This window comes from Streptomyces halobius, from assembly GCF_023277745.1.
GTDB classification, from domain to species: Bacteria; Actinomycetota; Actinomycetes; order Streptomycetales; family Streptomycetaceae; genus Streptomyces; species Streptomyces halobius.
In genome coordinates this window covers 820,556-840,524 of the sequence record NZ_CP086322.1, presented here as the reverse complement: position 1 = coordinate 840,524, position 19,969 = coordinate 820,556, and the positions used below count along the sequence as shown (strand labels likewise).

General features: G+C 69.9%; 21 protein-coding genes and 2 pseudogenes. 9 read left to right on the top strand and 14 right to left on the bottom strand.

The genetic code is table 11. From position 1 onward, the window contains the following. Positions 1-3 precede the first annotated feature (3 nt). From K9S39_RS03940 to K9S39_RS03910, 7 genes are all read right to left on the bottom strand, one after another. The gene (locus K9S39_RS03940; protein ID WP_248861945.1) at positions 4-168 is read right to left on the bottom strand and encodes a hypothetical protein; all 165 of its coding nucleotides are present in this window, start codon (positions 166-168) and stop codon (positions 4-6) included. A gap of 205 nt (positions 169-373) precedes the next feature. Beyond that, positions 374-979: a DUF5134 domain-containing protein gene (locus K9S39_RS03935; RefSeq protein ID WP_248861944.1), complete on the bottom strand. Its 606-nt coding sequence runs from the start codon at positions 977-979 to the stop codon at positions 374-376. Positions 980-1,299: 320 nt separating this feature from the next. Beyond that, positions 1,300-2,712 carry a sensor histidine kinase gene (locus tag K9S39_RS03930; protein WP_248861943.1) on the bottom strand — a complete coding sequence of 471 codons (1,413 nt, stop codon included), beginning with the start codon at positions 2,710-2,712 and terminating at the stop codon, positions 1,300-1,302. After that, positions 2,705-3,403 (bottom strand): response regulator transcription factor, encoded by a 699-nt coding sequence (locus K9S39_RS03925; protein WP_248861942.1) that lies wholly within the window; start codon positions 3,401-3,403, stop codon positions 2,705-2,707. The genes K9S39_RS03930 and K9S39_RS03925 overlap by 8 nt, the downstream gene beginning before the upstream one ends. A gap of 112 nt (positions 3,404-3,515) precedes the next feature. Beyond that, positions 3,516-6,041: a heavy metal translocating P-type ATPase gene (locus K9S39_RS03920; protein WP_248861941.1), complete on the bottom strand. Its 2,526-nt coding sequence runs from the start codon at positions 6,039-6,041 to the stop codon at positions 3,516-3,518. Continuing rightward, positions 6,038-6,280 carry a heavy-metal-associated domain-containing protein gene (locus K9S39_RS03915; protein WP_248861940.1) on the bottom strand — a complete coding sequence of 81 codons (243 nt, stop codon included), beginning with the start codon at positions 6,278-6,280 and terminating at the stop codon, positions 6,038-6,040. The genes K9S39_RS03920 and K9S39_RS03915 overlap by 4 nt, the downstream gene beginning before the upstream one ends. A gap of 31 nt (positions 6,281-6,311) precedes the next feature. Next, on the bottom strand, positions 6,312-6,608 hold the full coding sequence (locus K9S39_RS03910; protein WP_248861939.1) for a metal-sensitive transcriptional regulator: 297 nt from the start codon (positions 6,606-6,608) through the stop codon (positions 6,312-6,314). Positions 6,609-6,879: 271 nt separating this feature from the next. Here K9S39_RS03910 and K9S39_RS03905 point away from each other — a divergent pair, with 271 nt between their 5' ends. From K9S39_RS03905 to K9S39_RS03885, 5 genes are all read left to right on the top strand, one after another. Then, positions 6,880-7,248 carry a hypothetical protein gene (locus tag K9S39_RS03905; RefSeq protein ID WP_248861938.1) on the top strand — a complete coding sequence of 123 codons (369 nt, stop codon included), beginning with the start codon at positions 6,880-6,882 and terminating at the stop codon, positions 7,246-7,248. Between the two features lie 172 nt (positions 7,249-7,420). Further along, positions 7,421-8,398: a prolipoprotein diacylglyceryl transferase gene (gene lgt, locus K9S39_RS03900; protein WP_248861937.1), complete on the top strand. Its 978-nt coding sequence runs from the start codon at positions 7,421-7,423 to the stop codon at positions 8,396-8,398. 35 nt (positions 8,399-8,433) lie between these two features. Continuing rightward, positions 8,434-8,616 (top strand): hypothetical protein, encoded by a 183-nt coding sequence (locus tag K9S39_RS03895; protein WP_248861936.1) that lies wholly within the window; start codon positions 8,434-8,436, stop codon positions 8,614-8,616. 145 nt (positions 8,617-8,761) lie between these two features. After that, a complete protein-coding gene (locus tag K9S39_RS03890) occupies positions 8,762-9,094 on the top strand; it encodes a DUF2933 domain-containing protein (protein WP_248861935.1) in 333 nt (110 codons plus the stop codon). A gap of 119 nt (positions 9,095-9,213) precedes the next feature. Continuing rightward, positions 9,214-9,501, top strand: coding sequence for a cupin domain-containing protein (locus K9S39_RS03885; protein WP_248861934.1), 288 nt, complete (start codon positions 9,214-9,216; stop codon positions 9,499-9,501). 360 nt (positions 9,502-9,861) lie between these two features. Here the strand turns inward: K9S39_RS03885 and K9S39_RS03880 are convergent, their stop codons facing one another. From K9S39_RS03880 to K9S39_RS03865, 5 genes and pseudogenes are all read right to left on the bottom strand, one after another. Continuing rightward, positions 9,862-10,971, bottom strand: coding sequence for an acyltransferase family protein (locus K9S39_RS03880; RefSeq protein WP_248861933.1), 1,110 nt, complete (start codon positions 10,969-10,971; stop codon positions 9,862-9,864). Next, positions 10,958-12,059, bottom strand: a pseudogene (ccsB, locus tag K9S39_RS03875) (c-type cytochrome biogenesis protein CcsB). Before ccsB ends, K9S39_RS03880 begins: the two are co-directional and overlap by 14 nt. Continuing rightward, positions 12,056-13,453, bottom strand: a complete 1,398-nt coding sequence (resB, locus tag K9S39_RS03870) for a cytochrome c biogenesis protein ResB (RefSeq protein WP_283113435.1) — start codon at positions 13,451-13,453, stop codon at positions 12,056-12,058. Before resB ends, ccsB begins: the two are co-directional and overlap by 4 nt. 82 nt (positions 13,454-13,535) lie before the next feature. Further along, positions 13,536-13,601: pseudogene (locus tag K9S39_RS41935) on the bottom strand (hypothetical protein); the annotation flags it as partial. 190 nt (positions 13,602-13,791) lie between these two features. Further along, positions 13,792-14,433 (bottom strand): TlpA disulfide reductase family protein, encoded by a 642-nt coding sequence (locus tag K9S39_RS03865; RefSeq protein WP_248861932.1) that lies wholly within the window; start codon positions 14,431-14,433, stop codon positions 13,792-13,794. Between the two features lie 162 nt (positions 14,434-14,595). Between K9S39_RS03865 and K9S39_RS03860 the strand changes: the two genes are divergently transcribed. Beyond that, the gene (locus tag K9S39_RS03860) at positions 14,596-15,846 is read left to right on the top strand and encodes a L,D-transpeptidase (protein ID WP_248861931.1); all 1,251 of its coding nucleotides are present in this window, start codon (positions 14,596-14,598) and stop codon (positions 15,844-15,846) included. A gap of 77 nt (positions 15,847-15,923) precedes the next feature. On the opposite strand, the gene K9S39_RS03855 is transcribed toward K9S39_RS03860, so the two are convergent. Together K9S39_RS03855 and K9S39_RS03850 are read right to left on the bottom strand one after the other, a co-directional pair. Then, positions 15,924-16,358 (bottom strand): class I SAM-dependent methyltransferase, encoded by a 435-nt coding sequence (locus tag K9S39_RS03855; RefSeq protein WP_248861930.1) that lies wholly within the window; start codon positions 16,356-16,358, stop codon positions 15,924-15,926. Positions 16,359-16,664: 306 nt separating this feature from the next. Next, a complete protein-coding gene (locus tag K9S39_RS03850) occupies positions 16,665-17,087 on the bottom strand; it encodes a WD40/YVTN/BNR-like repeat-containing protein (RefSeq protein WP_319949529.1) in 423 nt (140 codons plus the stop codon). Positions 17,088-17,311: 224 nt separating this feature from the next. Here K9S39_RS03850 and K9S39_RS03845 point away from each other — a divergent pair, with 224 nt between their 5' ends. The 3 genes from K9S39_RS03845 to K9S39_RS03835 all read left to right on the top strand — a co-directional run bounded on the left by K9S39_RS03845 (position 17,312) and on the right by K9S39_RS03835 (position 19,965). Beyond that, on the top strand, positions 17,312-17,857 hold the full coding sequence (locus K9S39_RS03845) for a hypothetical protein (RefSeq protein ID WP_248861929.1): 546 nt from the start codon (positions 17,312-17,314) through the stop codon (positions 17,855-17,857). Then, positions 17,847-18,677: a transposase family protein gene (locus K9S39_RS03840; protein WP_248861928.1), complete on the top strand. Its 831-nt coding sequence runs from the start codon at positions 17,847-17,849 to the stop codon at positions 18,675-18,677. Before K9S39_RS03845 ends, K9S39_RS03840 begins: the two co-directional genes overlap by 11 nt. Before the next feature lie 520 nt (positions 18,678-19,197). Continuing rightward, positions 19,198-19,965 carry a glycosyltransferase family 2 protein gene (locus K9S39_RS03835; RefSeq protein WP_248861927.1) on the top strand — a complete coding sequence of 256 codons (768 nt, stop codon included), beginning with the start codon at positions 19,198-19,200 and terminating at the stop codon, positions 19,963-19,965. Positions 19,966-19,969 lie beyond the last annotated feature (4 nt).

Sequence of the window (19,969 nt, the reverse complement as noted above, 5' to 3'; positions counted from 1 at the left end):
TGTTCATCGGTCGACTTCGGGGTTGTTCTCGATGATGCGGCAGACGACAGCGTCGCCACCGGCCCGGCGGGCCTCGGCAGCGGTGCGGCGGGCAGTGACGAGGACGTGGCGCAGCCGGCGCAGCTCGGCCATTGTGCGGTCGATCTGGTCGATATGGGCGTCGAGCATCTGCGTGACCCGGCCGTAGGCTGCGCGCCGTTGCGCTGCAGGTCGAGGATCGAGGGCGGCGTCCTTCGCCGTGCCGGTGCTGGTGGCGAACTACCACGTCTTCTCCGAGTTGTTGTCGCTGCTGGTCGAGGCCCGCAGCAGTCAGGCCGTGAAGAAGCTGCTGGGCCTACAGCCGGGATGTACGGCCGCCGCTCATGCGTCCAGCTCACATCATCAGCGTCATGACGAACATGGCGACAGCGAGGGACACGCGGCATGCGTTGCCTACTTCCGGCGCGTGCATCATGGTTGGAAAGGTGGTGCCGACCGCGTCGGCCGACCCGGCTCCTGCCGCGTTGACCGGCGGCACAGTAGTGATCCGCGCGCCCGCCCACAGCATGTAGATGGCGAAGTAGCCCAGCAGCAGGGTGTTTACAGCCGGCACCCCCATCGTGCCGTGGTCTATGCCCGCCATCGAACCCGTGTCCATGGGGCCCGGGGCGGTCGTCATGGCGGCTGCCATGTAGAGCATCGCGGCTGCTTCGACGGTGTGATGGGCGCGGTGGCATTCGCCATGCGCGAAGAGCAGCGTGCGCAGTATCAGTGCGCTGTAGAGCGCGATGAGTAGCGGCACCTTCCAGGTGCCTTGGCCGGGCATGGCCACGGGCACTGCCATCAGCGCCATGCCGAGGCTATGCACGGCCTCGGCGCCGGCGGTGCGCCGTGCGCACCACCCGGTGCTGTCGCCGGCTCGTGCGCGCAACAGGCACAGAGCTGCCGTGCCCGCGGCAAGGGCGACCAGTAACCATCCGACCAGCGGTGGTCCGTGCATGGGTCCCCCTCGGAGCGCGCCGATGCCAGGACGATGCCCGGTTCGGCGGGCGCGCATCCTGGCGCAGGGTGGCACGGAGGGTGCATGGGGACGTGCAGGCTGAGGCTGAACCCGCTACGAACCACCCCTGGCAGGGCGTGGTCGCGCTGGAGCCCCCGAAGCGGGGCCGCGCCGTGCTCTGAACTGCCGCCGGTACGAATGCAGTCCGCGCGGGAATCCTGATCCGCCGAGGGCGGAGTGCCGTCAGGATTATCTTTGCCGCGGCGGTGCCGCATCTGCCTTCCGGCACGCTGGGCGGTGTGACGACGGGCGCCCCGGTATCACTGGCCGCGGATCGTGCGCTTCCGCCCTCCGGCCGACTCGGTCGGCAGGCGGGTGGTGAAGGTGGTGCCGTGGCCGGGGGTGCTGTCGGCGGTGAGGGTGCCGTCGTGGGCGGCCGTGAGTTCGGCGGCGACGGCGAGGCCGATGCCGGAGCCGTCGGCGCGGGCGGTGCGGCTGCGGAAGAAGCGGTCGAAGATATGGGGGAGGTCCTCGGGCGGGATTCCCGGGCCGGTGTCGGCCACGCGCAGTTCGGCCCAGCCGTCCTCCTCGTGGAGGGTGACGGTGACGGCGCCGCCTCGGGGGACGAACTTCAGGGCGTTGGTGAGCTGGTTGGTGACGATCTGCCGCAGCCGTACCGCGTCGCCGTCGACGCTCACCTCGGCGAGGTCGGTGCGCAGTGCGATGCCGGCCTCGGTGAACCGGCCGGTGAGGCCGTCGACGGTGTCGCGTACGAGGGCGGTCAGCGAGAGGGGCGTGCGTTCGAGGGTGAAGGCGGCGGCGTCGGCGGAGGCGAGGGTCTCCAGATCGGCGATGAGCCGGCCCAGGCGCAGCGTCTCGTCGTGCAGGGAGGCGATGACCTTCGGGGTGGGCTCGCGGATGCCATCCTGGACGGCTTCGAGTTCGCTGCGTACGACGGCCAGTGGGGTGCGCAGTTCGTGCGCGACATCGGAGGCGAACAGGCGGCGGAGTTCGTCCTCCTTCTCGACCCGGTCGGCCATGGTGTTGAAGGCGGTGGCCAGTTGGCCGATCTCGTTGTCGGGGACGGTGGTCACCCGCCGGTCGCGTTGCCCGGCGGCCAAGTCCTTGGCGGCGCGGGTGAGTTCGGCGATGGGGGCGGTGGCGCGGCGGGCGGTGAACACACCGACGGCGAGCGCCACCAGGCCCGCGGTGAGGGCTCCGGCGATGAGCATCTGATTGACCGATGCCTGGAAGTCCTTGTCGACGGCGGGGATCACCCCCTGGGGGACGCGGACCTGGAGGGTGCCGACGTGCCGGCCGTCCACGGTGACGGGCAGGCTGCGGGGCGGGCCCAGGTCGCCGGTCCGCATCATCTGCCGGTGCATGGCCAGCATGGCCGCGTCCACGTCGGCGTCGGCGAGCGACCACACCCGGCTGCCTGCGGGGTCGAGCAGCTCCACCTCCGAGCCGGTCATGGTCACCGTCGGTGCGAGCTGGTTGAGCGTCTTGGGGTTCCAGCCTTTCTCCCGGGTGTAGTCGGCCGCGAACCAGCCGACGAGCTGCTGCTGCTGTACCCGCTGCTGAGCGCCGAGGTAGTCCTGGAAGCGGGCGTTGAAGGCGGTGTTGACCAGGACGGCGGTCAGCAGTGCGGTGCCGATGCCCAGGGCGGCGAAGGCCAGGGCGAGGCGGCGGGCGAAGCGGCCGCGCAGCAGACCACGCAGCGGATTACGCATCACGGTCGATCCCGAGTTTGTAGCCGACGCCGGGCACGGTGACCACCACGCATGAGGGCGGGGTGTCGCCGAGCTTGCGGCGCAGGTTCTTCACATGCACGTCAATGGTGCGCTCGTACGCCTCGAAGGCGTGGCCCTGGACCCTGCCGACGAGCTCCATACGGGTCCAGGCCCGCCCGGGACGGGAGGCGAGGGCCGCCAGCAGGTCGAACTCGGTACGGGTGAGCTCCACCGGCCGACCGTCGGCCTGCACCTCGCGGCGCTCGGCATCGATCCGCACTCGGCCGCTTCCATAGGAGACGGCTTCCTCCGTCGCGCCGCGGGCTCCGCGGGCCCGGCGCAGCACCGCCTCGACCCGGGCGACCAGTTCACGCGGGCTGAACGGTTTGACCACGTAGTCGTCGGCCCCGAGGCGCAGCCCCATCACCCGGTCGTTCTCACCCGCTTTGGCGGTGAGCATCACGATCGGCACGTCGCTGGTCTTGCGCAGCAGCCGGGCCACCTCTTCCCCGGCCAGGCCGGGCAGGCCGAGGTCAAGGATGACCAGGTCAGGGTGGGCGCCGCCCGCCACGTCTAGGGCCCGGTGGCCGTCTGCGGCCTCCAGCACGGTGTAGCCGTCGCGCTCCAGGTAGTCGCGTACCAGAGCACGCAGCTTCGCCTCGTCATCGACGACCAGCACGGTCCCGGTCACGGGTCCACCTTCTTCCTCGGAGCGAATACGGGCTCGTGTACGGGCTGGTATCCGTAACCCGCGCGCCACGGCGCCGTCCCGCGGCCGGCCACGCCCACGTGTGCTCGCTCTTTCATGATGCGCCCGCCTCCACCGAGACCTTGGCCTGTGCCGCCGGTGGCTCCGGCGCCGCGGGAAGCCTCTCCGGGGTGAACCGGCGCAGCCGGTTGGCGTTGCCCACCACGGACAGGGACGACAGCGCCATCGCCGCCGCGGCGATGATCGGGCTGAGCAGCCAGCCGGTGAACGGGTAGAGGGCACCGGCCGCCAGCGGGATGCCGATGGTGTTGTAGACGAAGGCCAGGAACAGGTTCTGCCGGATGTTGCGCATGGTGGCCCGGCTCAGCGTCACCGCGGTGACCACACCCCCCAGCGCGCCGGAGACGAGAGTGACGTCGGACGCCTCGATGGCCACGTCGGTGCCCGTGCCGATGGCGAAACCGACATCGGCCTGGGCGAGGGCCGGGGCGTCGTTGATCCCGTCGCCCACCATGCCGACTTGCTTGCCCTCGTCCTGCAGACGCCGGATCTCGCGCGCCTTGTGCTCGGGCAGCACCTCGGCGAGGACGCGCCGGATGCCGACCTCACGGGCGATGGCTTCGGCGGTACGCCGGTTGTCGCCTGTGATCATCACGACCTCAAGGCCCAGGCGCTTCAGTCCGGCGACAGCGGCGGACGAGTCGTCCTTGACGGTGTCGGCGACCGCGATCACTCCGGCGAGCTGATCGTCCGCCGCCGCGAACACCGGTGTCTTGCCCTCGGCGGAGAGCCGGTCCGCGTCCGACTGAAGGGGACCGGGGTCGATGCCCGCCTCGGTGAGGAGGGCGGCCTTCCCGACCAGCAGGCGGCGCCCGTCGACGGTGGCCGTGATGCCCTTGCCGGTGACCGAGTCGAACTCGCTCACGTCGGCAAGCGGGATTCCGCGGTCGTCTGCGCCGCTCACGATCGCCTGGCCCAGGGGGTGTTCGGAGGAGTTCTCGGCCGAGGCGACCAGGCGCAGGACCTCGCCCTCGGAGAACCCGGCCGCGGTGACGACATCGGTCAGCGCCGGCCGGCCCTTGGTGATGGTCCCGGTCTTGTCGAGCACGACCGTGTTCAGCCGGTGGGCGGTCTCCAGCGACTCGGCGGAGCGGATGAGGGCGCCGGCCTGAGCTCCCTTGCCGGTGCCGACCATGATGGACAGTGGTGTGGCCAGGCCGAGCGCGCACGGGCAGGCGATGATCAGCACAGCCACAGCGGCGACCAGCCCCAGGGTCAGGGCCGGTGCGGGACCGACGACGAACCACGTCGCGAACGAGGCGATGGCGATGAAGACCACCGCGGGGACGAAGTAACTGGCGACGAGGTCCGCGATCCGCTGGATGGGCGCCTTGGACGCCTGTGCCTGCTGCACCAGCCGGACGATCTGGGCGAGCATCGTGTCCGCGCCGACCTTGGTCGCCTTCAGGCGGAAGGCCCCGGTCTGGTTGACGGTCGCTCCCACGACCTCGTCGCCGGCGGTCTTGGTCACCGGGATCGACTCCCCGGTCACCATGGACTCGTCCAGGGTGGAGCGGCCGTCGACGATGAGCCCGTCCACGGCCACCTTCTCCCCGGGGCGCACCACGACGATGTCACCGGGCCGGACCTCCTCGACGGGTACGTCCACCTCGGTGCCGTCCCGTACGACGCGGGCGGTCTTGGCCTGCAGGCCCAGCAGCTCGCGGATCGCCTGCCCGGTGCCGGCCTTGGCCTTCACCTCGAACAGCCGGCCCAGAAGGATCAGGGTGAGGATGACCCCTACCGCCTCGTAGTAGACCTCACGCACCCCCGCGGGGAGCAGGCCCGGCGCCACGGTGACCAGCAGGCTGTACCCGTACGCCGCACAAGTGCCCACCGTGATCAGGGAGTTCATCTCGGCGGCGCGGTGCCGCAGGGCGAGCCACCCGGTCCGGTGGATCGGCCAGCCGGTGTAGAACATCACCGGCGTGATGAGCGCGAGCTGGAACCACGGGTTGAGGAGCAGATCGGGTACGCCGATGCCGAAGAACTCATGCAGCATCACGGCCAGCACGACCGGCGCGGACAGCACCGCTCCGAGGAGCACCCGCCGGGACAGATCCCTGATCTCGGCACGGCGTTCGGTCGCCTCCGTGTCTTCCGTGTCGGCCTCACCCGGCGTGGCAGTGGGCGCGGCCGGTGCTTCCTCGGCGACGGCGGACGGGGCAGCGTCCACGCTCCCGGAGCCGGGCTCGACGAGCAGCGTGCCGTGCACCATGTTCATCCCGCAGGCGAACCCGAAACGGCCCGCCTTGTCGGGGACGAACTCGGCCGTGGCCTTGCCGAACGCGGGCAGCGACTTGGCGAGGCCGAAGTCGGGGAAGACCACGCGGGACGTGCAGTCCCCGCTCTCCCGCCGGTCGAAGACCAGGCGCACGGGAACCCCCTGCCGCACCCGGATGACATCCGGGGAGTACCCGCCCTTCACCGTGATCCCGATCTCCTGGACCCCGCCCCGCAGATCCGCCAGCCGTGCCTTCTTCGGCCCCAGGAAGTACCAGGCGAGCAGCGCGATCAGCCCGCCCGCTCCGATGAGAACCCCGATGTCCGCCGCGTTCATGACGCCATCCTCTCGACTCGGCTGCCGACCTCGTAGCCGGCGATTTGGTACCCGGCGGCCTCGACCGCGGCCACAATGCCGGGCAGGACTGCGGCCCGCCCGTATACGGCCGTCACTGTCCTTGCCGCGAGGTCCACTCGTGCGATGGACACCCCGGGCAGGGCACCGACAGCACCCTTGAGGGCCTGTCGGCAGCCGCAGGAGACTCCCGGGACTGACAAAGTGATCACATCGGACATGCTGGTCACCCTCGCTTCCGTCCGACTGGGGTCAGCGGTGCCGGAACAGCACCTTCATGAGCTCGTCGTAGACGAGCGGGTCATCGCTCTTGATCGCGTCGCTGACGCACCGCTCCAGGTAGTTGCGCATCACCTGGCGGGACACTCCGTCCAGCGCTTTCTGCACCGAGGCGATCTGGTCGAGGACATCGACGCAGTAACGGCCGTCACGGATCATCCGGGAGACGCCCTGTACCTGCCCCGAGATCTTGGCAAGCCGCACCACCGCGTCGTCCGCGACCTCGGCGCCGATGAACTGTTTCTCCTGCCGGGTCTCGCGGTTCGCCATGCTGTACCTCCTCATCGACTGCACGCCCGACGTTACGCCTACCCCCTAGGGGTAACGAAAATGGACTTGTCTCGCTAAACGGGCGTGAATTTAGGGGTGGCGCCACGTATTTAGGCAGGTCAGGGGTGCTGGCGTCCCAGCAGCGCGGGAAATTCCGGCGGGCGCGGGGCACAGAGCTCCCACATCGGCGCTTCATGGCTCCTTCACAACGCCTGCCTAGCGTCGAAGGCACACAGAGTCCCGGTTACCGGCAAGGCAAAGGAGCGGCACCATGATCAAGCGCAGGGCGATCGGCTTGGCGGTGGCGACGGCCGTACTCGGCGGTCTCGGTGCATACGGCGCCACGGCCGCGTTCGCTACGACCGAGCCTCCCGCTCCCAAGCCCACCACGGCACAGAGCGACTCCGGCGACCGCGCGGACAGCGAAAGCGCCAAGGAGGACATGGTCCGGCACTGTACGGATCAGCTGCCGGCCGGCGAACGCGCCAAGGCGCGAGCGCAGATGGAGAAGATGATGTCGGCGGACATGACGTCGATGATGCCCAAGGACATGAAGAGCATGATGTCGGGCGCCGACGGGATGCCGATTAACTCGATGATGGGTAGCGCGTCTCAGGACGCGCACCACGGCATGCGCTGATCCCTATCCCTGCGGGGCACGCGGTTCCACGCTGCCGCCTTTCGTGCCGTGCCGGTTTCCTGATCACCAGGGCTGGCCGGCCCGCCGGGGGCCTCCGCCTCAGCCAACCGCAGCGCCGCGCTGCCCCGTTCCTCTTCTCCCCCTCCCCTTCCCGCTGAAGTGATGTGACCCGATGAACTTGGCCTATCTGCCGAGCCCACCGAGCCCCTATCTGACCGTGGGCCAGCTCATGATCCACTGGTACGCGATCATGGTGGTCCTCGGAGTGATCGCCGCCGTCACGATCGGCCAGCGACGCTGGAGCGCGCGCGGCGGCGCCGCGGGCGCCGTCCTGGACGTGACGATGTTCGCCGTGCCGTTCGGCATCCTCGGCGGACGGCTGTACCACGTGATCACCAGCTGGCAGCTCTACTTCGGCGAAGGCCGCAACCCCGTCGAAGCCCTCTACGTATGGCAGGGCGGCCTCGGTATCTGGGGAGCCATCGCCGGCGGGGCACTCGGGGCCTGGATCGCGGCCCGCCGCCGCGGCATCGACTTCGCCGCGTTCGCCGACGCCCTCGCTCCGGGCATCTTGGTCGGGCAGGCCATCGGACGATTCGGCTGCTGGTTCAACCAGGCGCTGTACGGCCGGCCCACCACGCTGCCCTGGGGCCTGGAGATCGACCCCGCGAACCGCCCCGAGGCCACCCCGGGCGCCGCGACCTACCACCCGACCTTCGCTTACGAGGCCACGTGGAACCTCGGCGCCGCCGTGTTCGTGGTAGGGGCCGCGCGGCGGTTCCGCCTCGACCGCGGCCGGGTCTTCGCCCTCTACGTCGCCGCCTACACCGCCGGGCGCGGCTGGATCGAAATGCTGCGCGTCGACGAGGCCAACCACATCCTCGGCCTGCGCCTGAACGTATGGACCAGCCTGCTGCTGTTCACAGCCGCCGTTATCTTCCTGTATCTGCGCCGCCCCTCCCGCCTGGCCGTGCTCCCCACGGCGGCCGACGGGACACCTGCACCACGGACAGCCGTCTTCCCGCCTGGTTCTGCCGACGGGCCGCTCGCAGTCGCCGACCCGGGGAAGACCGCGACCGCGCCGGCTGCGCAGGACGGGAAGACCGGTCTTCTCAAGGAGCCGGCCAACCCTGCTGGACGGGGCCGATGACCGGACAACCACACCACCTGCGCGGCATTCGCGTCATGGCAACGGCACGCGATTGCGTCCTGCCCTACACACTGCTCCCGCTCGGGATGCTGCTGGTGGCCATCGGATACCTCGGTGCCGTCACCGGTGTCACGATGGTGCCGTTCGATCCGCACCACATCGGCACCCAGATCGTCGGCCTGGTGCTCGCCTTCATCGGCCTCCGTCACTGGCGATAGGCAGCAATTCGGGGCGTGGCGGGGACGCACATCAGCACCCCATCGTGCGCTCATCGCTTCTTCACAGCCCCTGCCTAGCCTTCGCCGTATAGCCCACCTTTTCCGGCCGAACCCGGATACATAGAGACGACGCTCGGAGAATCCCATGTGCCTCAACAAGAAGGTCCTCATCGGACTCGGCATCGTCGCTGTCGGCCTGTTCCTGCTCAAGCCCGCGTGGATGGTTGCGGCACTGCCCCTGCTGATCCTCGCCATCTGCCCGCTGAGCATGATCTTCATGATGCGCGGCCAGCGGAACGGCCAGGGCTCCTCCTGCTCCACCGGCACCGAGACACCGAAGACCAGTGCCTCCGCGGTTGACGTGACCGACGTGCAGATCAAGGCGCTTCAGGCTGAGCTGCGCTCGCTGAAGGCCGCACAGGCCGAGCGGGAATCGGGCGCCACCGATGAGTGGCCGCAGGCCAAGAAGTACCTGTGACCCGGCCGACCCACTCGTCGTGTGCAGCGCATCTGCACGTTCTGCCCGGGCAAGCAATGGCGCGCCGCAGTTATCTGTAGCGAGTACCGAGAGAACGCGGGAGACACCAGGGGTGAGGCATGGACGGCACGTCTGACAGTGGAGCGGCGGGACGCTGCGGGACCGCGCGCGAGGCCCTGGGCGCCTACGCCATCGGCGCGCTGGAGCCCGAGGAGTACGGGCCGATCAGTTGCCATCTTGTGGCGTGCCCGGCCTGCCGTGCCGAGCTCGCTGAACTCGCGAAAGTGGCCGAGCTGCTCTCCGCCCTCCGCCCCGTCACACGCGTCGACCGGCACACCGGGGCCGGGGAGCCCTCATCGCGCTGCGCCGGCCGGGCGCGCTCTTTGGACGAGCGGCCACCGGCATGACGACCGGCTGACCCGCGGCCCCTGAGAAGGCACAGATCCCCTGCATACGGCCTTCATGACGGCTTCACACCACCGGCCTGGCTTGCTGCCGACCGTGGGCTGAGCGGCTTCGCCCGGAGCACTGACGGTCGGGCGAGGTACCCACCAATCGCGGGAGGCGTGATGAACGACCAGTACGGCTACGCCTGTGGGCCCTCGTGGTCATCAACACGCTGCTGCTGGTGATCTGGGTGACTGTTCGACTGGCGGATGGCCACCCGGGCGTGTGCGTTGGCGCGGGTGGGGTACCGGCAGGGCCCGGCCGGGAAGACTCCCGGGCCGATCATCCGGAGGCCGCCTCAGGGCCGTTCCGGCGCACGGTCAGCCGCCCTTGGTGCGGTCGTCGGCGAGCGCGGCAGCGTCCCGTTTGAAGGCCCACTCCGCTCTCGGCTCCACCGCGAAGCGGAACACCCGGCGTACGGGCGGCGTGCACAGGGCCGTGATCACGACGGCAGCGACCAGGGTGACGATGATCTCGCCCACCGGTGTATAAATCCAGTCGTTGCCGTACCAGCCCCACATGCGCGAGCCCTGGGCGAGAAAGCCGTGGAGCAGGTACCCGTACACCGTTCCCGCACCAAGCACCGTGAACCACATCTTGCGCCTCGGCACCCATGCGAAGAAGCAGGCGATGAGCAGCATGGCGCAGCCGAAGAGCGCGAAGGTCATCAGGGCCCCGCTCCACCACGGCGCGCCCATCTCCTGGGCGCTGTCGCGGCGGTAGAACCACTCGGCGTTGATCCGCGGGACCGCCCAGTACGCCACGGCCAGCGCACCGGCGAAGACCGGTATGGAGAGGATCTTCACGCCCCGGCGCCGTACCCACTGGAAGTGCTCCGGCTTCAGGCACAGACCGAGCACGAAGAACGGCAGGAACTGCAGGACGCGTTGCATGTCGAGGTCGTCGCCGATGTCGGGCGAGACGGAGGCGAGTGTGGCCAGGGCCAGTGCGAGTGGCACCGGCCACCGCAGGGTCTTCCACAGCGGGGCCGTCAGGCGCCAGACGAACAAGGCGATCAGAAACCACGTCAGGTACCACGGGTCGAGCAGGCTGATCGGATATTCCGGGTCGTCGTCCGCCCGTCGTTTGAAGATCGTGTAGGCGACTTCGAAGAGTACGTACGGCACGGCGATGCCGGTGAGCAGTCGCTTGAGTCGGCCGGGCCGGGTGTCGAAACTTCGCGAGAGGTAGCCGGCCAGGAGGATGAACGCCGGCATGTGGAAGGTGTAAACGGCGATGTAGAGCGCCGCGGCGGCGCGGCTGTCGTCGCGCAGGGGCTCCCACGCGTGGCCGAGTGCGACTAGCACCATGGCCAGGTACTTGGCGTTGTCGAAGAATGCGTCGCGCTGCGGCGGGGCCGTGCGCGGTGCGGGCGGTGTCCCGGGGGCGGCGGTCCGGCCCTGCGTGAGCTGTGGATCAGAGGCCCGCATAGGAGTGCAGTCCCGTGATGAAGATGTTGACGCCGTAGTAGTTGAAGACGAAGGTGACGAAGGCGAGCAGGCCGAGGCAGGCGGCGCGGCGGCCCTTCCAGCCGGCGGTGACGCGGGCGTGGAGGTAGGCGGCGTAGGCGACCCAGGTGATGAAGGCCCAGGTCTCCTTGGGGTCCCAGCCCCAGTAGCGGCCCCAGGCGGCCTCGGCCCAGACCGCACCGGCGATCACGGCGAAGGTCCACAGCGGGAAGACCAGGGCGTTGAGCCGGTAGGACAGGGTGTCCAGACGGTCGGCGGACGGCAGCCGGCGCCACAGGGGGCCGAGCCGTCCCTGGCCCCGGCCGGACGCGGCGGTGCGTTCCCAGCGGTCGCGGGCCAGGTACAGGAGCGTGGCCGGCAGCGGTGTGGAAGGCGCCGCCGGAGATGATGGCGGCGGAGACGTGGATCCACAGCCAGTAGGAGTCCAGGGCGGGGACGAGCTGGGCGGATTCCACGTACAGCACGGTGACCGCGAGGCCGAGGGTGAGCAGGACGGAGAACGTGACGGGCAGGCCGAGCCAGCGCACCTGCTTGCGGGCGGCGAGCAGACCCAGGTACGTACCGGACGCGGCGAGGGCGAAGGCGGTGGAGAACTCGTACATGTTGCCCCACGGGGGGCGGCTCACCGACCAGGCGCGGGTGATCACGGAGGCCAGGTGGAGGAGGAAGGCGAGGGTCGTCAGGGAGATTCCGATCCGGCCGAGGAGGTCGGACCGTGGGTCGCTGTCGGCGGTGGCTGGGCCGTCGTCGGGTCCGGAGGGGGCCTCGGCGGTGCGGTGGGCTGCGGGCCGGGCCAGCATCGTGGTGCCCGCTGCCGTGCTTGTCCGGGCCTTTGTACGTCCCTCGGCGGCCGCGTCGGCGGAGGTCCCCGCGCCACCCGTCTCGTGCGTGGCAGGTGTGGCGGCGCGGTGGGCGATACGGCTGCGGCTGCCGAAGGCCCATTCGGCGCAGTGGGCGAGGAAGGCCAGCAGGTAGACGGCGATCGCCGAGTAGATCAGCCAGTTGCTGAGCTGGGCCAGCGTCTGGTCCGCGGTGGTCGTCGGATTCACGGTTGCTCCTGCTTCTGTTCCTGATGCGGTGAGGCGGTGGCGCCAGCCACAGGGATCGTGCGGCGCAACTCGGTGGCGAGATCGGCGACTTCCTCGGCAAGCCGGGGTGACGTGGACCGGTCCAGGCCGGCGACCTCGATCTCGCTGCCCGTACCGGAGACGGGACGGATACGGACCCACAGGCGGCGCCGTCGGATGAACAGCGAGGCGGTCAGGCCGAGTCCGGCGGCGATCGAGCTCCACAGGGCGGTGCCGTTGCTGGGGTTGCGGGCGATCTGGAAGCTGGCCCACTCCTTGAGGCCGTCGAAGGTGAGCGAGCCGGCCCCGCCGGGCAGTTCCATGCGGTCGCCGGGGCGCAGTGCCTGGGCGGCGGGAGAGCCGTCCTTCTTCGTGAACTGGGTCATGCGGCTGGTGTCGAGCTGATAGATGCTCTGGGGCATCCCGCTGTCCAGGCCGAGGTCGCCGTGGTAGGCGGTCAGGACGAGGACGGGGTCCTCGGCGGCGGGTGAGAGGGAGGACCAGCCGTTGGCGGAGAGGTTCACGGTGGGCAGGAAGAGCCCGGTGAAGCCGAGTTGGGTTGGCTTGCCGTCGCGGTCGCGGGCGTCGGGGACCTTGATCACTCCGGTGGAGCGGACGAAGGCGTCCTGGGGGAGGAAGGGGGCCGGTCCGGACCAGGCGACGTCGCCCTTTCCGTCGCGTACGGTCACGACGGGGGCGTAGCCGTGGCCGACGAGGTAGACCTTGGAACCGCCGATCTCCAGGGGGTCGTTGACCTTGATGGTGACGTCGCGCCCGGGGGCGCTCGCCGTCTCGTTGGTCCGTACGCGGGCCTGGAAGAAGGTCGGGGTGCCGCGCTGTGGTCCGCTGCGCTGGTACTTGCCGGTGAACTCCTCCAGGCGGAAGGAGAAGGGCGCGAGGTCGTCGCCGGAGACCAGCTTGCCCGGCTGGAAGTCGTCGTACTGGGTGCGTGCGTTGGTGAAGCTGTCGCCTTCGACGACGACGGCCTGGCCGGTGGAGCCGAACAGGCCGCCGGCGGCCAGGGCTACGAGGAGTCCGAACAGGGCGAGGTGGAACAGCAGGTTGCCCGCCTCGCGGAGGTAGCCCTTCTCGGCCGACAGGGCGCCCCCGGATGCCTCGGCGTCCTGTTGCACGCGCAGCCGGAAGCGCCTGCGGCGCAGGGCCTGTGTCGCCGCCTTGAGTGCCTCGCCGGGCGGGATGATACTGGTCCACCGGGTGTGCTCCGGCATGCGGTCCAGGCGGCGGGGTGCAGCCGGCGGCCGGGCGCGCAGGGTCCTGGCGAACTGGGCGCAGCGCGGCAGGATGCAGCCGCCGAGGGAGAGGAACAGCAGCAGGTAGACCGCGGCGAACCAGGGCGATGCGTAGACGTCGAACAGCCCCAGTTTCTCGTAGATGGGGGGTCAGAGTGGGGTGGTCGGCGCGGAACGCGGCTGCCTGGGAGGGCTGGCCGGAGTTCTGCGGGACCAGGGAGCCGGGGATCGCGGCCAGGCTCAGCAACAGCAGCAGGATCAGCGCGGTGCGCATCGAGGTGAGCGTGCGCCAGGTCCAGCGCAGCCAGCCGAGCGGACCGAGCCACGGGCCGATGGGGGCTTCGTTCTCGTCCCGGGGCGCGGTGGACATGTCCGTATCCGGCGCCTCGAAGAGGTCGTCCGGGGGCGGGGGACGTCGCTGTCGGTGTCCGGGCTCGCCGGGCTGTGCGGGGCGGGCATGCGGGTCACCGGCCCTCCGCGATGAGCGGGTTCAGCATGCCGAGGATGTCCCGCTCGTTGAGTACCCTCGGCGCCCGTGCCGCGATCCGCCCCTGACGGTCCATCACCACGGTGGACGGGATCGCCTGTGCCAGCAGGTGCCCCTTGAAGCGCAGCACCAGCTCGCCTCGGGGGTCGTAGAAGCTGGGGTAGGTGATGCCGTAGCGCCGCTCGAAGTCCTTCGCGGGGCCGGTGGACATGTCGCGGGTGTTGATCCCCAGGAACTGCACGCCCCGGTCCCGGGTCTTTTCGAAGGCCCGCGCCAGATGCGGCGCCTCGGCCTTGCACGGATCGCACCACGATCCCCACACGTTGAGCAGCACCACGCTGCCGCGGTAGTCGGAAAGGCGCAGCGGTTCGCCGTCCAGGCTCTTGCCGAAGATGTCCGGGGCCGTGGGGCGCCGCCCGGCCGGGATCGTAGTGATCCCCCCGGTGCCCGCGGGCGACTCCGGTGAGGCGCCGGCGGACCCGCCCGTACCGGAGGGGCGGTCCGCGCCGCCCGCCGCGGCCGACGTACATCCGGTGAGCGCCAGTGCCGCGCCGGCCATCAGCAGATACCGGCGGCTGCGCGGGGTCGTGCCCGCAGGCAGCGGGTCCGGCCACCGCATGCTACTCCGAAGCTCCTTAGGTGACATGGGGGGGAGTCTGACACGGGCCACGTGTCGCGCCGACGCCACCCCCGGCGAGGTGGACGCACTGGGTGGGGAACCGTTGGTCCGCTATCTTCGTCTCCTAAGGAGTCTAGGAATTCTAGCGGTGGGGGTCTGCTCATGCGACGTGAACCGGCGGGGCGCCCCGGCGCGGGGAACAGGGGCGCCCACCGCGGACTGATCCGCTGCGCCGTACTGGCGGCGGCCGTGGCCGTGACCCTTGTCGCATGCTCCGGCCCGGGGGACCCGGACTCCGGGGCCGGCGCGCTTGGCGACGCGAGGAACAGGGGCGAAGCGAAGGCGGAGCCTCCAGGGATCGTGGTGGAGCCGGTGGCCGAGGGCGGCCAGGCGCCCCCGGGCGGCAAGGTGACCGTGCGCGCCAAGGGTGGACGGCTCACCGAGGTGAAGGTGAGCGCGCCGGACACGGACGCGTTCGCCGGGACGATGGCGAGGGACGGCTCCGCCTGGATCTCGACAGCCCGGCTGGCCCCCGGCACCACGTACACCGTGTCCACGCGTGCCCAGGGGGCGGACGGCAAGGAAGTGACCGAGCGGTCCACGCTCTCCACCGCCCAGGCGCGGGATACCTTCGTCGGCGAGTACAGCCCCGACAAGGGCACCACGGTCGGTGTCGCCATGCCGGTGTCCATCACTTTCAACAAGCCCATTCGGGACAAGGCGGCCGTCGAGCGTGGACTCACCGTCAGTGCGAAGCCGGCGGTTGAGGGGTCGTGGAGCTGGATGAAGGACCGTAACGGCAAGGACCGGATCGACTACCGGCCCAAGGAGTTCTGGAAGTCCGGCACTCAGGTGACCCTGCGGATGTCGCTGTCCGGCGTGGACGCGGGTGGCGGGGTGCTCGGCACCCAGCAGCGGGTCGTCCACTTCACCATCGGCAAGTCGGTGGTCAGCACCGTCGATGTGAAGAAGAAGACCATGACCGTCGCCGAGAACGGCAAGGTCCTCAGGACCCTTCCGGTCTCCAACGGCAAGAAGGGCTTCGACACTTGGAGCGGCACCATGGTCGTGCTCAGTAAGGTGCCCACGCTGCGGATGGATTCCCGCACGGTCGGGATATTCGGCCCCGAGGCGTACGACATCGGGGAAGTGAGGTGGGACGTGCAGCTCACCCCGTCCGGCACCTACGCCCACGCCGCGCCGTGGAACGAGGGCCTGTTCGGCAAGGTCAACGCCAGTCACGGCTGCATCGGCATGAGCATGAAGGACGCCAAGTGGTTCTACGACCGCGTCGGGCTCGGCGATCCCGTCACCGTCGTCAACTCCGCCGAGGACACTGTCGCCACGAACAACGGCTACGGGGACTGGAACGTCGACTGGAAGACCTGGCAGGACGGCAGCGCCCTGCGGTGAGCATCCGGAGCGGCTGCGGAACCCGGCGCGGCGCCGACCGGTCGGGCCGGTCGCCGAGCACGGGACGCGGCGCGCCGTCAGCCGTGCGCGGATTCCTTGACCGCCACGAGCCGCTCGACCATGCCCAGGCGGTACCGCTCCCGGCGGACCACGGTGAACCCGGCCCGCTCGACCAGGCGCAGCGGACGGCACAGGTGATAGGCGCTGGACAGCAGCCGCAGCGCGGGGACGGCCAGGCGCTGGACGACGCGCACCGGGAAGCGGGAGCCGGGAATGTGGTCGAGCAGCAGCAGGCGCCCGCCAGGCCGCAGCGCCCGGTGCATCTCCCGTACCGCGGCCCGGTCGTCGGGCATGCAGCACAGCGCGAGCACGCACACCACCGTGTCGAAGCGGGCGTCTGCGTACGGCAGTTCCGTCGCGGAGCTCTCCACCAGCGTCACGGCCGCCGGGGAGGTGGCTGCGCGCGGCCGGGCCCGCTCCAGCATCACGGGGCACAGGTCGATGCCGATCACCTCGGTCCCGGCCGGGTAGTGCGGCAGATTCGTCCGGTGCCGAGCGCCACCTCAAGGACCCTGCCCCTGGCCCGTGCGCACACCCACGCCCGGCCGTCGCCGAGCAGGAGCCGGTCGTACGGGCGCATGCAGCCGTCGTACCAGGGTGCGTCGCGATTCCAGTACCGCCGCACCCGTGCGTCCCGGTCCGTCCTCACGCCCACTCCCCTTCCTCCGGTTGTGTTTCGGTATGCGGCGCCGGCCGAGCCCACGGGTGCTGCCGGAGCGCGGCGGCCATGTCTGAACCCGCTCGGCTGTGGCGTTATGTCAGTGGCCGGACGACTGGGTGACGGGCAGGCGTTTGGTGAAGGTCTTGCCGCCGTCGCGCGTCTCGTATACGCCGTCCTGGGTCGCGGCCAGGATGCGGTTGGTGTCGACGGCGGTGAGGGCCTGGGGCTGTCCGCCGGGCACGGTGCCGGCTTTCTTCCAGGTCTTGCCGCCATCGGTGCTCCGGTGCAGCGCGCCCGCCTGGTCGATCCCGTACAGGGCGTCGGACTCGGCCCAGGAGAGGAAGTACAGCACCGGCTTAGCGCCGGCACCGAAGGTCTCGCCGCCGTCGGTGCTCTTGGCGACGCCGTCCTCGGTGGTGGCGAGGACCGTGTCGGGGCCCTTGGGGCTGACGGCGATGTCGAGCGCGGCGAGTTCGGCGCGCTCGTCCCAGCTCTTGCCGTCCTTGCTCACGCGCAGCATCCCGTTCGTGCTGTCGTATCCGTAGACGGTGTCGTGCGCGTACTCCAGTGAGCCATTTCCATCGTGAATCCGCAGGTCAAGTAGCTGGTGTGAGCGGGAGTTGGCGTGCTTGCGCTGCTCTTGGCCGTGATCGATAGCAGGTGATCGTCTGCCGCGAGCAGGTTCCTGGGCTCTCCGGCGGGGCGACGCATCACTCCGTAGCTTCTGCGGCGGGAGGGATGTGCATGACGGACGTGCTGACGTGGACGGTCGAGCGGCGGCTGCAGCTGGCCGAGCGGGCTGAGCTGCTCCGCAAGGAGCTGGCGGAGATCGATGCCGAGGTGGCCCGGCTGAAGGCCGCCGAGGTGGTGTTCGGGCAGTGGGCTGAGGCGACGGACGGCGGTCGGCACCCGGTGGGCATCGTGGAGCCGGAGCCGAAGCGGGTGGTGGCGGGGCCGGGTGCGGGTGGGATGCGGCTGGTGCCGGACCGCACCGAGGGCACGGGACTTGAGATGCTGCCCCCGGAGTACCGGCGGATCATGGAGATCGTGGCCGGGGCGGCCGGGCCGGTGATGGCCAAGGACGTCGCGACGGCCCTGGCCGGGAGACGACACCGGCGAAGGTCGAGCCGGTCCGCGGGCAGCTGCGCAAGCTCGCCGACCGGGGCTGGCTGGTCCGTACCGGGTCGGGCCGCTATCTGCCGCGCTGACCACTGGCGGCGGCACGGCGGCGGCCTGTTTCTGCCGTACACCAGGGCCCCCGGCGGGAGTTGGTCGGTGTGTGAAGACTGACCGGCCCGCCGAGGGCTCTGATGTTGCTGTCTATCAGGTCCGCCTCCCGCTGTCGAAGCGGACCATCGATCTCGTCGCCGGCTTGATACGCCGACGCCGCAACCAGCTGGGCACCCGCTGGCGCAAGGCCGCCCCCGGCAGCCAGGCTGTGATCGTGCTCGCCGTGCTCCGTCACGATCAGCGGCTGGCTGACATGGCCGGCGGCAACGAGGTGTCCGCCTCGACCGTGCGCCGCTGGGTGTGGGAAATGATCGACCTGCTTTCCGCCCGGGCCCCGCGTCTGGACCGCGCGCTGAAGAAGATCGCCCACCGGGGCGGGGTTGTAGTCCTGCTGGACGGCACCCTGATCCGAACCCGCCGCCGCACCGGCAAGGACGACCGCAAGAACTACAGCGGGAAACACAAGGCCCATGGCCTGCTGTTTCTCGCGCTGACCGACGAGCGGGGCAACCTGATCTGGGTCTCGGCGGCGAAGCCGGGCCGCTCCAGCGAGATCACCGCCGCCCGCCACGCGAAGATCACCGGGCATCTGCGGGAAGCCGGACTCGGGGCTCTGGCCGATCTCGGCTTCGTCGGTCTCGACGAGGGTCCGGACGACCCGGTGGTCATCACCGGCCGCAAGGCCACCCGCAACCACCGCCTCACCTCGGCCGAGAAGGAGGCGAATCGGCTGGTCAGCCGCGAACGCGCCGCGGTCGAGCACGGCTTCGCGAACCTGAAGTCCTGGCGGATTATCTCCAAGCTCCGCATGAACGTCCGTCAGGCGACCACCCTCCTGCGGGCTCTGCTCGTCCTGGCGAACACCGAAGTCCAGAGGTGACAGGCGATCTCGCCCCGACGATCACGCCTCCTGCCACCACGAGTCCTTCAGCCTCGACTCAGACCATAGGCTTGACCAGGCAATTCAGGATGAAACGATCTCAATGCTTCGGTGCGGTGCTGGCCATGGTGTCGGTGCCGTACGCGCGCATCCACGTTATGCAGACCTGCCGCCCGCGAACGGCCGGGCATTGCACCCGGCCAGGCGGTAGTCGGACCTCTCATCAGCGTCTCCAACGGCACCCCTCGGGCTCGGTGACACGTGACACCACGTCTATTATCCCGGCACTCTCCGTGTCCCTCGCAGGTCGTGTCGCTTAACTCCCTGCCGCAGCAGGGGGAGTTGTCGGATACACCCGCCGGGTCATGAGTCTCATTATCTTCGATGCCGACCAGATTCGCGTGGCATACCTCACAGTCGACCGGCCCGCCCCTTCGCACTGCCTCTCCAGCCGGCGTTGTCCTGATCGCCCGGTACCAATCCTCGTGAACCTGCCGTCGTCATCCGCACGGAGAAGACCTTGTCCCAGCACAACCAGCCCACCGTCGCCGTGATCACCCCGACCGGCCTGCATCCCGCCCGCCTGCCCTTCCTTGAGGAGCTGTACGAGAGCATCCGCGCCCAGGAGGAGGGAAGTTGGGAATGGATCATCGCCCCCAACGGGCCGCGGGTCGACCCCGACGTCGTCCCATCGGCGATCACCAGAGACCCCCGCGTCAGTGTGATAACCCGCCCCGGCCCGGGTCCCGCACCCGCCCGGAACACTGCCTTGAATCACGTCAGGGCCCCGCGCGTCGCGTTCGTGGACGATGACGACCGGATCCCTCCGCTGTCGTTGGCTATGCGGAACGAGCACGCCATCGCCACCGGCCTGCGCTGGGTCGCGGGCCGATCGGCCGACTGGTATCCCGAGTCCGGGAGCTTGTCGACGTGGGTGTGCCCGACCCCCGTCGGGCAGCACGCGGCCGGAGACGTTTGGACGTACTGGCCCTCACCCGAGGCCAGCAAGCCGCCGCTGGGCCACTGCATGTTGCTGACCGACACCCGCCTCGCTCAGGCGGTCGGGCACGGTGGCCTCCACAAGGGCGAGGACTACTCGTTCCTGATGGGTGTCTGTGCGCGATCGGCCGGAGAGCTGCTGCCCGACGTTGTCTACCACCGGAGGGTGCACGCCGGGCGGTGGACCGCCGAGGACGCCTACCGTGACCAAGCCGAGTTCGACGCACGAACCCACGCGTGGCTGAAGGGGCGTGCGGAGCGCGAGTTGCTCGCTGAGTCCACATTCTAGGTTC

Coding starts and splice junctions, on each gene's coding strand:
- K9S39_RS03905 (WP_248861938.1), top strand. CDS start 6,880: ATGATCAAGCGCAGGGCGATCGGCTTGGCGGTGGCGACGGCCGTACTC.
- K9S39_RS03845 (WP_248861929.1), top strand. CDS start 17,312: ATGACGGACGTGCTGACGTGGACGGTCGAGCGGCGGCTGCAGCTGGCC.
- K9S39_RS03860 (WP_248861931.1), top strand. CDS start 14,596: ATGCGACGTGAACCGGCGGGGCGCCCCGGCGCGGGGAACAGGGGCGCC.
- K9S39_RS03880 (WP_248861933.1), bottom strand. CDS start 10,971: ATGCGGGCCTCTGATCCACAGCTCACGCAGGGCCGGACCGCCGCCCCC.
- lgt (WP_248861937.1), top strand. CDS start 7,421: ATGAACTTGGCCTATCTGCCGAGCCCACCGAGCCCCTATCTGACCGTG.
- K9S39_RS03885 (WP_248861934.1), top strand. CDS start 9,214: ATGGACGGCACGTCTGACAGTGGAGCGGCGGGACGCTGCGGGACCGCG.
- K9S39_RS03920 (WP_248861941.1), bottom strand. CDS start 6,041: ATGAACGCGGCGGACATCGGGGTTCTCATCGGAGCGGGCGGGCTGATC.
- K9S39_RS03850 (WP_319949529.1), bottom strand. CDS start 17,087: ATGCTGCGCGTGAGCAAGGACGGCAAGAGCTGGGACGAGCGCGCCGAA.
- K9S39_RS03910 (WP_248861939.1), bottom strand. CDS start 6,608: ATGGCGAACCGCGAGACCCGGCAGGAGAAACAGTTCATCGGCGCCGAG.
- K9S39_RS03915 (WP_248861940.1), bottom strand. CDS start 6,280: ATGTCCGATGTGATCACTTTGTCAGTCCCGGGAGTCTCCTGCGGCTGC.
- K9S39_RS03895 (WP_248861936.1), top strand. CDS start 8,434: ATGGCAACGGCACGCGATTGCGTCCTGCCCTACACACTGCTCCCGCTC.
- K9S39_RS03865 (WP_248861932.1), bottom strand. CDS start 14,433: ATGCGGTGGCCGGACCCGCTGCCTGCGGGCACGACCCCGCGCAGCCGC.
- K9S39_RS03940 (WP_248861945.1), bottom strand. CDS start 168: ATGCTCGACGCCCATATCGACCAGATCGACCGCACAATGGCCGAGCTG.
- K9S39_RS03930 (WP_248861943.1), bottom strand. CDS start 2,712: ATGCGTAATCCGCTGCGTGGTCTGCTGCGCGGCCGCTTCGCCCGCCGC.
- K9S39_RS03890 (WP_248861935.1), top strand. CDS start 8,762: ATGTGCCTCAACAAGAAGGTCCTCATCGGACTCGGCATCGTCGCTGTC.
- K9S39_RS03935 (WP_248861944.1), bottom strand. CDS start 979: ATGCACGGACCACCGCTGGTCGGATGGTTACTGGTCGCCCTTGCCGCG.